Below are 12,486 nucleotides of genomic sequence, written 5' to 3'. Positions count from 1 at the left end.
GTTTCCTCCCGCTCAGCGCAACTGGCGCTGCAGGATGTTCGAGAATTCTTCCATGAAGCTCTCGAAGCGGATGCTGATGCGGTCGATGTCGTGCGCGAAGCGGTTGTAGGCGACCACCGCGGGGATCGCGGCGAAGAGGCCGATCGCCGTGGCGACCAGCGCCTCGGCGATGCCCGGGGCGACGTTCGCGAGGGTCGCGGAACTGACGTTGGACAGGCCGCGGAAGGCGTTCATGATGCCCCACACGGTGCCGAACAGGCCGATGTACGGGGATACCGAGCCGACCGAGGCGAGGAAGGCGAGATGTGCCTCGAGGTCGTCCACCTCGCGCTGGTAGGTCGCGCGCATCGCGCGCCGCGCACCGTCGATGACCGCCGCGTGATCATGGCTCTTGCTGCGCAGCTTGGTGAATTCGCGGTAGCCGGACTCGAAGATGCGCTCCATGCCGCCGGTTTCGTGGCGCGCGGCGGCGGCCGACTGGAACAGCGAGTTGAGGTCGCCGCCGCTCCAGAAGTCGCGTTCGAAGCCGTTGGTCTTGCTGCGGGCGGAGCGGATCTGGAAGGACTTGCGGAAGATCCAGTACCAGGAGAGGAGCGACAGGCCTGCGAGCAGGGCCATGACGAGCTGGACCAGGACGCTGGCCTGGCCGATGAGGCTGATGATCGAGAGATCGTGGGAGACGGTCATGCTTTTACGAGTTCTTCCAGTTTTTGGCGCATGTCTGCGGGGAGCGGGGTCGGGCGTTTCCTGTCGAGGTCGACGCAGGCGATGACGAAGCGGCCGCGGAACAGGACTTCGTCGCCGCGCATCACCTTCTGCACGAACACCATGCTCGCGCCGCGGAGCGTCTCGACGCCCGTCGTGACATGTAACGCATCATCGAGCATTCCGGCTGACAGATAATCGCCGGCGACGGAGCGGACGACGAAACCGAGGCGCTGTTCGGTCAGCAGGGCCTGCTGTTCGAAGCCCGCGGCGCGCAGCCATTCGGTGCGCGCGCGCTCGCAGTAGCGCAGGTAGTTGGCGTAGTAGATGACTCCGGCGGCGTCGGTGTCCTCGTAGTAGACGCGGACCGGCAGCGAAGATACGCAATTTTCGCCGGAGATCGACGACGGGCGAGGTGTGTGCATCGCAGCATTCTAGCTGACGGCGCGCCTTCTTTTACACCCGCGGCGTCCGGACTGTTTTGCAAAAGGTAAGGTGCGCTCGGCCTTGCGTCCGATTGCGCCGCAGCAGGAGGCGCAAGAGGCGGGTCCGAGATGCTATCCTTCCACATCCCCGACTAGTTCATCTTCCGTTTGCACAGGTCGTAACGTGGTTCTTCCATTCTTCGGCAAGAAGCCCGCTCCCGGTACGCAGCCCTCAGGTACCGCGCCTTCGTCGGCGACGCCGGCGGAGCCGCCCGAGCTGTCCAAGCTGGATTTTTCGGTCGGCGACCCGACGCACGCCCTGGCGCATTGCGCAGGCCAGGTCGAGGTGCAGGAGATGGGTGCGGGCATCGGTGCCGCCTACGAGGAAGCCGCCGTGCTGTACGCCAACGGCAACACGGTGGAGGCGGAAGCGGCGCTCAATGCGGTGCTCGACGGGCAGGGGAGCCATACAGGCGAGGGCCTGTGGATGATGCTGCTCGACCTGTACCGGCTGACCGGGCAGCGCCAGCGTTTCGAGGCGCGGGTGCTCGACTACGCGACGCGCTTTGAGCGGTCGCCTCCGCCGTGGACGGATTTGTCGAGTGCGCCGGAGCATGCGCGCTCGAAGGTGGCGCCGATGGTGAGCATGTCGGGCAGCCTTTCCGGCCAGGCCGCGGCGCAGTTCCAGCAGATCGCCATCATCGGCAAGAAGAGCGGCGCGATCCGCATCGATCTCGGGCGCCTGCGCTCGGTTGATGAGAACGGCTGCACGCTGTTCCGCGACGTGTTGCGCGAACTCGCGGCGGAGCGCGTGAAGGTGTCGCTGCTGAACTGCGGCCAGCTCGCGGAGATGCTGGCCGGACAGGTGCGTGCGGGCGAGCCTAACGGGCGGGACATCTGGCTGCTGCTGCTGGAAATGCTGCAGCACACCGGCGAGCAGGAGCGTTTCGAGAACCTCGCGGTGGATTACGCGATCACCTTCGAGGAGTCGCCGCCGTCCTGGGAGGCGCGGGTCGCCCAGGCAGCCTCGACGACGGCAGTCCATGAGGTTGCGCTCGATCTGGACGCACCCGCGAGCGACGATTTCGTGCTCGACGGCGAGCTGACCAGCGCGGCGGTCGAGAAGATCCGCAAGCTCGCCGCGCACGCGACCGGCCTGCAGAGCGTCGAGGTCGACTGCGGCCAGTTGCGCCGCATCGATTTTGTCAGCGCGGGCACGCTTTTCAATATTCTTGCAACCCTGCAGGCGCAGGGTAAGACGGTCGTGCTGCGCGATGTGAACGCGATGGTCGCGGCATTGCTGCGGGTGATGGGGGTCGATCAGGTCGCGGTGGTGCTGCTGCGCAGCTGACCGGATTCGCCGTCCTTTCGGACTCGAGGAAAATCGAATGGAACAGTATCACGGCACCACGATCCTATCGGTGCGCCGCGGCAATCGTGTCGCGCTGGGGGGTGACGGTCAGGTCACCCTGGGCAATATCGTCATCAAGGCGACGGCGCGCAAGGTGCGGCCGATCTATCAGGGCAAGATCCTCGCGGGCTTCGCGGGCGGGACGGCGGACGCCTTCACGCTGATCGAGCGCTTCGAGGCGAAGCTGGAGAAGCATCAGGGCAACCTGCTGCGCAGCGCGGTGGAGCTCGCCAAGGATTGGCGCTCGGACCGCGTGCTGCGGCGGCTGGAGGCGATGCTGGCGGTCGCGGATCGCGACAATTCGCTGGTGATCACCGGCAATGGTGACGTGCTGGAGCCGGAGCTGGGTATCGTCGCGATCGGCAGCGGTGGCGCCTATGCGCAGTCGGCGGCGCGCGCGTTGCTGGAAAACACCGAGCTTCCACCCGAGGAAATCGTCCGCAAGTCACTGCAGATCGCGGGCGATCTGTGCATTTATACCAATCAGAGCCACGTGATCGAGGTGATCGAGGGATGGCGCAGATGACCCCGCCGGAGATCGTCTCCGAACTCGACAAGCACATCGTCGGACAGGGCAAGGCGAAGAAGGCCGTTGCGATTGCGCTGCGCAACCGCTGGCGGCGCGCGCAGGTCGAGGAGCCGCTGCGCAGCGAGATCACGCCCAAGAATATCCTCATGATCGGACCGACCGGCGTCGGCAAGACAGAGATCGCGCGCCGCCTGGCGCGCCTGGCGAACGCGCCCTTCATCAAGATCGAGGCGACGAAGTTCACCGAAGTGGGCTATGTCGGCAGGGATGTCGAGACGATCATCCGCGATCTGGTCGAGATCGCGATCAAGGACGGGCGCGAGCGGGAGATGAAGACGGTGCGCGACCGTGCGATGGATGCGGCCGAGGACCGCGTGCTGGACGCGCTGCTGCCGCCGGCGCGCCCGGTCGGCTTCGCCGCCGACCCGGAGCCGCAGGACACGGCGACGCGGCAGAAATTCCGCAAGAAGCTGCGCGAGGGCGAACTCGACGACAAGGAGATCGAGATCGAGGTCGCCGCGCAGGCGATGACGGCGGAGATCTTCGCGCCGCCGGGCATGGAGGAGCTCACGCAGCAGATCCAGGGCATGTTCCAGAACCTCGGCGGCGGCAAGAAGAAGCTGCGCAAGATGAAGATCGGTGAGGCGCTGAAGGCGCTTGCCGACGAGGAAGCCGTGCGCCTGATCAACGACGAGGAGGTGAAGGCGGACGCGATCCGTGCCGTGGAGCAGAACGGCATCGTGTTCCTCGACGAGATCGACAAGATCGCCGCGCGTTCGGACGTGCATGGTGCCGATGTGTCGCGCCAGGGCGTGCAGCGCGACCTGCTGCCGCTGGTCGAGGGCACGACGGTGTCGACCAAGTACGGCATGATCAAGACCGATCATGTGCTGTTCATCGCCAGCGGCGCGTTCCATCTGTCGAAACCGAGCGATCTGATCCCCGAGCTGCAGGGGCGCTTCCCGATCCGGGTCGAGCTCGAGAGCCTGTCGGTGGAGGATTTCGTGTGCATCCTCACACAGACGGATGCCTGCCTCGTGCGGCAGTATCAGGCCTTGCTCGCGACCGAGGGGGTGACGCTGGAGTTCGCCGACGCGGGCATCCGCCGCCTCGCCGAGATTGCCTTTCAGGTAAATGAGAAGACCGAGAACATCGGTGCGCGGCGCCTCTATACGGTGATGGAGAAGTTGCTCGAGGAGATTTCCTTCGAGGCCGGCAAGAGCGGCGTGGACAAGCTGGTGATCGACGCGGCATACGTCGATGGGCGGCTCGAGGTGTTCGCCCAGCGCGAGGATCTCGCGCGCTACGTTCTATGAGGTGCTGAATGAAGTTCCTGATGTGCGTCGCGGCTTCGATGCTGGCGGCGGGTGCCGTGTCGGCGGCGGAGCCGGCGGTCAGCGTGTTTCACGGCGAGCATGACAATTACGACCGCGCGGGCCTGTCCGTGCGCCTCGGTCCGCTGTGGGAGCGCGACTGGGGCGCGTGGCATGCCGGTCTGCACCCGGAACTGGAATTGAGCCGGTTTCATTACAGTGGTTCGAGCGCCGGCCCGAACACGCTGAACCAGGCCGGTGCGATCGGGATGCTGCGCATGGTGCGCGGAAAAGGGAATTTCCAGCCTTACGCCGAGTTGGGTCTTGGTGCCGCGCTCCTGAGTCGCACGGACCTGGGGCCCAAGGTGTTCTCGACGGCCTTCCAGTTCTCGCAGCACGCGGGCCTGGGCCTCGAGCTGGGCGGCCGTTTTTCGGTGGGTTGGCGTTATTCGCATTATTCGAACGGCGACATCGAGATGCCCAACGACGGCATCGACCTGCATCAATTGCTGATCGGCGCACGCTTCTGAGGCTGCGCTTGCGCATGCGCATCGCGAGGGGCCCGGTCGGGCCCTTTTTCTTGTCGCCGCCGTCCCGGGGCGCGTTCCGTGAAACTCTTCGCCCTCCATGCTGATCCGCATCGTTTCGATCCTCTTCCCGCTGTTCGCGCTGACTGCCCTGGGCTACTTCGTCGGCAGGCGGATGCGGCCGGACCTGTCGCATGCGAACAAGCTCAACATGGATGTGTTCATCCCGGCGCTGATCTTCGCGGCGCTGGCGAACAAGGAATTCCATGTCGCCGAGTTTGGCTCGCTGACCGTCGCGACGCTGTTGCTGGTGATCGGGTCGGGTGCGGCCGGCTACGTGCTCGCACGCCTGTCGGGCATCGCGCCGAAAACTTTCGTGCCGCCGCTGATGTTCAACAATTGCGGCAACCTGGGGTTGCCGCTGGCGGTGCTGGCGTTCGGCGACGCCGCGCTGGCGCCGGCGGTGGTGATGTTCATGGTGTCGAACCTGCTGCACTTTTCGTTCGGTGCGTGGCTGCTCGACCATCGCATCGAGGTGTGGACGGTGTGGCGGGTGCCGTCGGTGCTGGCGACCTTCGCCGGGCTCGCGGTCGGCATCGCCGGCGTCGAGGTGTGGCCGCCGCTGATGCTCGCGATCAAGATGCTGGGCGACATCTCGATCCCGCTGATGCTGTTCGCGCTGGGGGTGCGGCTGACCGATTCGCGCATCGCCTCGCTCGGCCTGGGCCTGTATGCCGCCGTCGCGCGGCCCGTCGTCGGCATGTTGCTGGCGTTCGCGGTGCTGCAGGTGTTCGACCTGTCGGCGCAGGAGCGCGCACTGGTGGTCGTGTTCGGCGCCCTGCCGCCGGCGGTGCTGAACTATATCTTCGCCGAGCGTTACCATCAGGAGCCGGAGGTGGTCGCGTCGATGGTGCTGATCGGCAACGTCGCGGCGGTCGTGTTCCTGCCGGTCGCGCTGGCAATGGTTCTGCCCTGATCAGGTCGGCGGCGTCTTGCGCGACGCCTCGGCGAAGAGTCCTTTCAACAGGTCGACCGGGACCGGGAAGACGATCGTCGAGGCCTTGTCGCCGGCGATCTGGGTGAGGGTCTGCAGGTAGCGCAACTGCATCGCGGCGGGCTCGCGCGAGAGCATTTCGGCCGCGTTCATGAGGCTCTCCGCGGCCTGTTTTTCACCTTCCGCATGGATCACCTTGGCGCGCCGCTCGCGTTCCGCCTCGGCCTGGCGGGCGATCGCGCGGATCATGTTCTCGTTGAGGTCGATGTGCTTGATCTCGACGTTCGCGACCTTGATGCCCCAGCCGTCGGTCTGTGCGTCGAGGATCTGCTGTACGTCGAGGTTGAGGCGCTCGCGTTCGGCCAGCATCTCGTCGAGTTCGTGCTTGCCGAGCACGGCGCGCAGCGTCGTCTGCGCGAGCTGGCTGGTGGCGACGAGGTAGTTCTCGACCTGGATGATCGCCTTCTGCGGGTCGATGACGCGGAAGAAGATGATCGCATTGACCTTCACGGAGACGTTGTCGCGCGAGATGACGTCCTGGCTCGGCACGTCGAGCGTGACGACGCGCAGGTCGACCTTGACCAACTGCTGTATGCCCGGGATCACGATGACGAGGCCGGGGCCCTTGACCTTCCAGAAGCGGCCGAGCATGAACACGACGCCGCGTTCGTATTCGCGCAGGATGCGCAGCGAACTCGCGGCGAGCGCGACGAGCAGGAGGAGGATCGTGCCGAGGCCCAGGTTGAGGTCGAAGATCATGGCGGGATTCCTTCGTGGCGATTGGCTGGATCGGGGGTGAGCGGCTCGACGTGCAGGGTGAGGCCGTCGAGGGCGGTGATGCGCACGCGGTCCCCCGGCGCGAGGCGCGAATCGCTGTGCACGCGCCAGGATTCGCCCTGGACGAGGGCCCAGGCGCCGTCCGGAGTGACGGTGGTGACGGTCGCGATCATGCCGGCCATCTGCTCGCGGCCGCTGACGACGGGCCGTCGGCGGGTGCGGGCGGCGAAGCTGCCGACGGCCGCGATCGTCAGCGCGCTCGCGATCGCGAGCCCGAGCAGGAAGGGCAGGGGAATGCCGAAGCCGGGGGCCTCGGTGTCCATGAGAAACAGTCCGCCGACGACGAAGGCGATGATGCCGCCCACGCCGAGCGCGCCGAAGCTCGGCAGGAAGGTTTCCGCGAGCATCAGGATGGCGCCGAGGGCGACCAGCGCGACGCCGGCCCAGTTCACCGGCAGGAGCTGGAAGGCGTACAGCGCGATCAGCAGGCAGATCGCGCCGGCGACGCCCGGCACGCCGAAGCCGGGGCTGGTGAATTCGAAGAACAGCGCATAGACGCCGATCATCATCAGCACCAGTGCGAGCTGGGGGTTGGACAGCAGGGCGAGCACGCGCATGCGCCAGTCGGGCGCGATTTCGGTGATCGGCGCGGCGGCGGTCGACAGGCGCTGCGTGCGCCCGCCCTCGAGTTTCACCTCGCGGCCGTCGAGTTTCGTCATCAGTTCGCGCAGGTCCGCGGCGATCAGGTCGATGACGCCCCCGGCGAGCGCCTCGTCCGCGGACAGGCTGGCAGCCTCGCGCACGGCGCGCTCGGCGAAGTCGCCGCTGCGCCCGCGCAGTTGCGCGAGGCTGCGCAGGTAGGCGGCGGCGTCGTTGCGCACCTTTTCCATCATGGCGTCGCCGATGCCCGCACCGCTCTTGCCGTCCTTGTCCTTGGCACTGTCGTCCGCCCTGTCCTTGCGCGCGACGTCGTCTTCCCGCTTGGCGCCGGGCATCCCGATCGCCACCGGCGTGGCGGCGCCGAGGTTGGTGGCGGGCGCCATCGCCGCGATGTGGCTGGCGTACAGGATGTAGGTGCCGGCGCTCGCGGCGCGCGCGCCTTCCGGGCCGACCCAGGTGGCGATGGGGATCGGCGAGGCGAGGATGTCCTTGATGATGGCGCGCATCGAGGTGTCAAGCCCGCCCGGGGTGTCCATCGCGAGCACGACCAAGCCGGCCTCGCGTACCCGCGCACGGGCGAGCTCGCGCGCGAAGAAGTCCGACGTCGCCGGCCCGATCACGCCGTCGATGCGCAACACGACAACCTCGCCTGCCGGCGGGGCTGCAGCCGGGCGGGTGAGCAGCAGGAAGCCGAGGATCAGCAGTGCGAGCGCGAGCAGCGCCCAAATCGTTCTGCGCATACGCATTCCTGGCGCCGGAACGCATCCGGTGTGCGGCATGCACGAAGCATCCGATCGTATGAGTGCAGTGCGGTCGTGAGCGTTCCCGTAGCGGCGGCCGTCGGGGAGCGAAGCGACGGGAGGAGGGATGCAAGAAGGGCGTGGCCGCCGCTGTGGCGGGCACGCCCTTCGCACGCACGACCGGCTTGCGCCGGCCGGTTGTCAGGCCGACTTGGCCGGTTCGCAGGCTTCGACCGGCGGCAGCGCGATCTTGTTGTCCTTGCTGTACTGGTAGTCGTGGAAGATGTGCTCGGCGGACAGGATCTGGTAGGTGCCGTCGGCGCGCCGGTGCGTGGTGTCCTTGAGCCGGTAGGTGTAGTGGCCGCAGGTCCAGCAGTCGAAGTTGCGCATGTGCGTGCACAGGCAGGTCTTGTCCATCACCTTGAGCCGCTTGGCGTCCGGATGCAGCGCGAGCTCGCGGTTGTACGCGTTGATGTAGGCGCAGTTACCGTTGCCGTCGAGCAGGTAGCCGTAGGCTTCGCAGTTCGGGCGGATGCCGGAGCCGATGGACGGGCTGCTCTTGAGCATGCGCATCGGATAGCCGGTGGGCGAGGTGTTGTTGACCTCGATGTCGTCTTCGTTGGCGTCGAAGTAATGCTGCTGCACGTCAGGCGGCAGTCCGCATTCGTGCGACACGGTGAAGCGGGTGGCGACCTGTATCGCGGCGGCGCCGGTTTCGAGGAAGGACACGCCGTCGCTGCCGGTGAAGATGCCGCCGGCCGGGATCAGCGGGATGTCGAGCTTTTCGGCGATCAGGTAGTCGCGGATCTCGGCGACGATGGTGTGCAGGTCGTACGCGGACCAGTCCATGCCGAAGCCGAGGTGGCCGCCGGCAAGGGGGCCTTCGACGACGACGTAGTCGGGCAGGCGGTTGGTGCGTGCTGACTTGCGCAGGAAGAGCACGAGTGCGCGCAGCGAGGAGACGATGATGCCAAGCTTGACGTCACGGAAGCGCGGGTGGTCCTCGATCAGGCCGAAGGAGCCCAGGTGCAGGCCGGCGGCGAGCGTGATGCCGTCGATGCCGGCATCCATCGCCGTACGAAGGCGCACGCGCAGCGTCTCCTTCGGCCCGTTCATCGTGAGCTTTTCCATGCAGTTGATGAAGATCAGCCCGTCCCCGCGCTTGCGCTCCATCGTGCGCCGTACGTGGGTCTGGGTCGCCTCGGCGATCAGCCCGAGGTCGAACTGCACGTCCGACTTGTCGGTGTTAGCGACGTTGTACTTGTACTGCTTGAGCTTGTTGCGCACGTACTTGGTGTCATAGCGACGGTCGCTGACGGTCGGCAGCATGGCGTCGGAGATATGCCCTATGCCGCCGAGGCGCGCGGCCTCGAGCGAAAGGTCCGACGTCGAGATGTCTACGCCCATCCCGCCAATCATGATCGGTACGTATTCCCTGCTCCCGAACCGCAGGCGGAAATCATCGAGACATTTCATATGTGTCTTCTACATTGCGTTGCTGTGCCGGCCAGCAGACAAATCGGCAAGGCGGGATTTTCCCACAGGCGGGCCCGGAAAGGGAAAAGCGCTTGCACCCCCGGCCGCCGAATCGACGGTCGGGGGTGCGCATGCTTGGACCCGCGGGCGCGCCGTTCAGCCGATCATGCCGGCGCCGACGGTGTTGTTGGTACTCTCGTCGATGATGATGAAGGCGCCGGTGGCGCGGTTTTCGGCGTACGCATCGGCGAAGATCGGCTGTGCAAGTTTGAGCGTCAGGCGCGCGATATCGTTCATCGCCAGGGCGGTCGCGGGTTCGTGCTCGAGCGTGTTAACGTCCAGGCGGTAGTCGATCTTGGCGACCTTAGCCTTCACCTCGCGCGTGGTGTGGCGCAGGACGTAGGTGCGGGCGGGCGACAGCGGCGTCTCGGACAGCCAGCACAGGGTCGCGTCGACCTGCTTCAGTTGCTCCGGTTGTTCCGCAGTCTTGACAATCATGTCGCCGCGCGAGATGTCGATCTCGTCGGCGAGGAGCAGTGTGACCGATTGTTCGTGGATTGCGCGCTCGATGCTGACGCCGCCGATCTGGATGTCCTTGACGGTGTTGCTGCGGCCGGAGGGCAGGACAGTCACGGCGTCGCCGACGGCGATCTCGCCGGATTCGACGCGGCCCATGAAACCGCGGAAGTCGTGCAGCTCGGGGTTCGCGGAATCCTGCGGGCGGCACACGAACTGGACGGGGAAGCGGAAGTCTTCGGCCTGTTCGGTGTGGGCGGCGGGGACGTTTTCGAGGATTTCGAGCAGCGTGGGGCCGTCGTACCAGCCGAGGCGGTCGCCGCGGTCGACGATCATGTCGCCGTTGAGGGCCGACAGCGGGATGAAGCGCACGTCCTTGATGCCGAGTTTTTCGGCGAAGGCGAGGTAGTCGGCCTTGATGCGTTCGTAGGTGGCCTGGTCGTAGTCGACGAGGTCCATCTTGTTCACGGCGACGAGGAGGTGCGGGATGCCGACGAGGCTGGCGAGGTAGGAGTGGCGGCGGGTCTGCGTGAGCACGCCCTTGCGCGCATCGACGAGGATGATCGCGAGGTTGGCGGTGGAGGCGGCCGTGACCATGTTGCGGGTGTACTGTTCGTGCCCCGGGGCGTCGGCGATGATGTACTTGCGCGTGCCGGTGGAGAAGTAGCGATAGGCGACGTCGATGGTGATGCCTTGCTCGCGCTCGGCCTGCAGGCCGTCGGTGAGGAGCGACAGGTCGACGGCGCTCATGCCGCGCTTGGCGGAGGTCTTCTCGATGGCGTTGAGGGTGTCGGCGAGGATGGTCTTGGTGTCGAACAGCAGGCGGCCGATCAGCGTGCTCTTGCCGTCGTCGACGCTGCCGCAGGTGAGGAAGCGCAGGAGGCCGTGGTCGGTTTCGGGCAGGTTTTCGAGGGCGGACATGGTTTTGTTTCCTTCAAGCTTTCTAGAATTCGGTGCTGCGTGTTGGGTTGCCGTTGGGGCGTGGGTGCTGCTAATCCGCCGGGGCCGCGCGGGGTATTCGCTCTGCGGCTGCGGAACTCGCGCAGCGGCGCGCTTCCGCGCCTGCGCTCAGACAGTCCTCGCCGCGCCGCGAACACCCCGCACGTCCCCGGCTACGTTCGGGGCTTAATTGGAGGGCAGTTCAATGCTGTTTCGCATCGCCGTCTTTCCCATTGCACCTGTACTGTTAAGAACCGTTCAGAACGCCTTTGCTTTTTCGTTCAGTGCTGCAATCTGTAAGAGCAGGGTGGGGTGTTTGCGGAGCGGCGAGGACTGTCTGAGCAGACAGCGCGGACGCGCGCTGTACTGCGAGTTCCGCAGCCGACGGAGCAAATTCCCCGCCCTGCTCGCTCAGCACCCCGCACTCCCGGCAACCGTGATCCAACGCTGCGTCAGAAGTACCCTTCCTTCTTCCGCTGCTCCATCGACGCCTCAGAGGTCTGGTCGTCCAGACGGGTGGCGCCGCGCTCGGTGATGGTGGTGGTGGCAGTTTCAAGCACGATTTTCTCGACGGTGTCGGCGTCCGACTCTACCGGAGCCGTGCAGGAAATGTCGCCAACGGTGCGGAAGCGCACTTGCAGTTCGACGATTTCCTCGCCGGCCTTCGGCAGGTTGGTCAGTTCGCCAGTCATCAGCGGCACGTTGACCGGCACGATGGCGCCTTGGCGGATAACCACCGGGCGCTGGTGGGCGAAGTAGATCGACGGCAGTTCGAGCTTCTCGCGCTCGATGTACTGCCAGACGTCCATTTCCGTCCAGTTGCTGATCGGGAAGGCGCGGATGTTCTCGCCCTTATGGCTGCGGGCGTTGTACAGGTTCCACAGCTCCGGGCGCTGGTTCTTCGGATCCCACTGACCGAACTCGTCGCGGAAGCTCATGATCCGCTCCTTCGCGCGCGCCTTCTCCTCGTCGCGGCGGGCGCCGCCGATGCAGGCGTCGAAGCCGAATTCCTCGATCGCCTCAAGGAGGGTCACCGACTGGTGCTTGTTGCGTGACTCGTTCTCGTGCTTCAGCACGACGGTGCCGCGCTTCATGGAGTCTTCCACCGAGCGGACGATCAGCCGCTCGCCCAATTCGGCTGCGCGCTTGTCGCGGAACTCGACCACTTCCTTGTAGTTGTGGCCGGTATCGATGTGCATCAGCGGGAAGGGGAACTTGCCCGGGCGGAACGCCTTCTCGGCGATGCGCAGCATGCAGATCGAGTCCTTGCCGCCGGAGAACAGCAGCACGGGGTTCGAGCACTGGCCGGCGACCTCGCGCATGATGTGGATCGCCTCGGCTTCGAGCCAGTCGAGGTGGGACAGGGTTTGACGGGTCAGCGTGGACATCTTCGTTCTCAGTTACTGGTGTTCTTGGCTCGCAGCGCACGCACTGCCGCTTTCATTCCGGCACGCAGCGCCGCCAGGCGTCGGCG

Annotated in this window: 12 protein-coding genes; 5 read left to right on the top strand and 7 right to left on the bottom strand. The window is 65.9% G+C overall.

Annotated elements, in window-relative coordinates:
• Positions 1 to 12: 12 nt before the first annotated feature.
• Together tolQ and ybgC are read right to left on the bottom strand one after the other, a co-directional pair.
• Positions 13 to 687 carry a protein TolQ gene (tolQ, locus tag GPA27_RS13095; RefSeq protein WP_169141069.1) on the bottom strand — a complete coding sequence of 225 codons (675 nt, stop codon included), beginning with the start codon at positions 685 to 687 and terminating at the stop codon, positions 13 to 15.
• On the bottom strand, positions 684 to 1,130 hold the full coding sequence (gene ybgC / locus GPA27_RS13090) for a tol-pal system-associated acyl-CoA thioesterase (protein ID WP_269469652.1): 447 nt from the start codon (positions 1,128 to 1,130) through the stop codon (positions 684 to 686). The genes tolQ and ybgC overlap by 4 nt, the downstream gene beginning before the upstream one ends.
• 184 nt (positions 1,131 to 1,314) lie before the next feature.
• On the opposite strand from ybgC, the gene GPA27_RS13085 reads away from it, so the two are divergent.
• The 5 genes from GPA27_RS13085 (at position 1,315) to GPA27_RS13065 (ending at position 5,886) form a co-directional block, all read left to right on the top strand.
• Positions 1,315 to 2,481, top strand: coding sequence for an STAS domain-containing protein (locus tag GPA27_RS13085; RefSeq protein ID WP_169141068.1), 1,167 nt, complete (start codon positions 1,315 to 1,317; stop codon positions 2,479 to 2,481).
• Between the two features lie 37 nt (positions 2,482 to 2,518).
• The gene (gene hslV / locus GPA27_RS13080) at positions 2,519 to 3,067 is read left to right on the top strand and encodes an ATP-dependent protease subunit HslV (protein WP_169141067.1); all 549 of its coding nucleotides are present in this window, start codon (positions 2,519 to 2,521) and stop codon (positions 3,065 to 3,067) included.
• Complete coding sequence (gene hslU / locus GPA27_RS13075) at positions 3,055 to 4,386, top strand: ATP-dependent protease ATPase subunit HslU (RefSeq protein WP_169141066.1); 1,332 nt, start codon at positions 3,055 to 3,057, stop codon at positions 4,384 to 4,386. The genes hslV and hslU overlap by 13 nt, the downstream gene beginning before the upstream one ends.
• An 8-nt stretch (positions 4,387 to 4,394) precedes the next feature.
• A complete protein-coding gene (locus tag GPA27_RS13070) occupies positions 4,395 to 4,913 on the top strand; it encodes an acyloxyacyl hydrolase (protein ID WP_169141065.1) in 519 nt (172 codons plus the stop codon).
• A 97-nt stretch (positions 4,914 to 5,010) separates the two neighbouring features.
• On the top strand, positions 5,011 to 5,886 hold the full coding sequence (locus tag GPA27_RS13065) for an AEC family transporter (RefSeq protein ID WP_169141064.1): 876 nt from the start codon (positions 5,011 to 5,013) through the stop codon (positions 5,884 to 5,886).
• Here the strand turns inward: GPA27_RS13065 and GPA27_RS13060 are convergent, their stop codons facing one another.
• From GPA27_RS13060 to cysD, 5 genes are all read right to left on the bottom strand, one after another.
• Entirely contained in the window at positions 5,887 to 6,663 is a 777-nt protein-coding gene (locus GPA27_RS13060) for a slipin family protein (RefSeq protein ID WP_169141063.1), read from the bottom strand. It abuts the gene before it with no gap.
• Positions 6,660 to 8,081 (bottom strand): NfeD family protein, encoded by a 1,422-nt coding sequence (locus GPA27_RS13055; RefSeq protein WP_169141062.1) that lies wholly within the window; start codon positions 8,079 to 8,081, stop codon positions 6,660 to 6,662. Before GPA27_RS13055 ends, GPA27_RS13060 begins: the two co-directional genes overlap by 4 nt.
• A gap of 201 nt (positions 8,082 to 8,282) precedes the next feature.
• Positions 8,283 to 9,557 carry a nitronate monooxygenase gene (locus tag GPA27_RS13050; protein WP_169141061.1) on the bottom strand — a complete coding sequence of 425 codons (1,275 nt, stop codon included), beginning with the start codon at positions 9,555 to 9,557 and terminating at the stop codon, positions 8,283 to 8,285.
• A 156-nt stretch (positions 9,558 to 9,713) separates the two neighbouring features.
• Positions 9,714 to 10,994: a sulfate adenylyltransferase subunit CysN gene (cysN, locus tag GPA27_RS13045; protein WP_169141060.1), complete on the bottom strand. Its 1,281-nt coding sequence runs from the start codon at positions 10,992 to 10,994 to the stop codon at positions 9,714 to 9,716.
• A 470-nt stretch (positions 10,995 to 11,464) separates the two neighbouring features.
• The gene (cysD, locus tag GPA27_RS13040; RefSeq protein WP_076600196.1) at positions 11,465 to 12,400 is read right to left on the bottom strand and encodes a sulfate adenylyltransferase subunit CysD; all 936 of its coding nucleotides are present in this window, start codon (positions 12,398 to 12,400) and stop codon (positions 11,465 to 11,467) included.
• Between the last annotated feature and the right edge of the window lie 86 nt (positions 12,401 to 12,486).

This window comes from Aromatoleum toluolicum (assembly GCF_012911005.2).
GTDB classification, from domain to species: Bacteria; Pseudomonadota; Gammaproteobacteria; order Burkholderiales; family Rhodocyclaceae; genus Aromatoleum; species Aromatoleum toluolicum.
The sequence above is the reverse complement of the archived record's forward strand: the minus strand, read 5'-3'. Positions and strand labels throughout refer to the sequence as shown.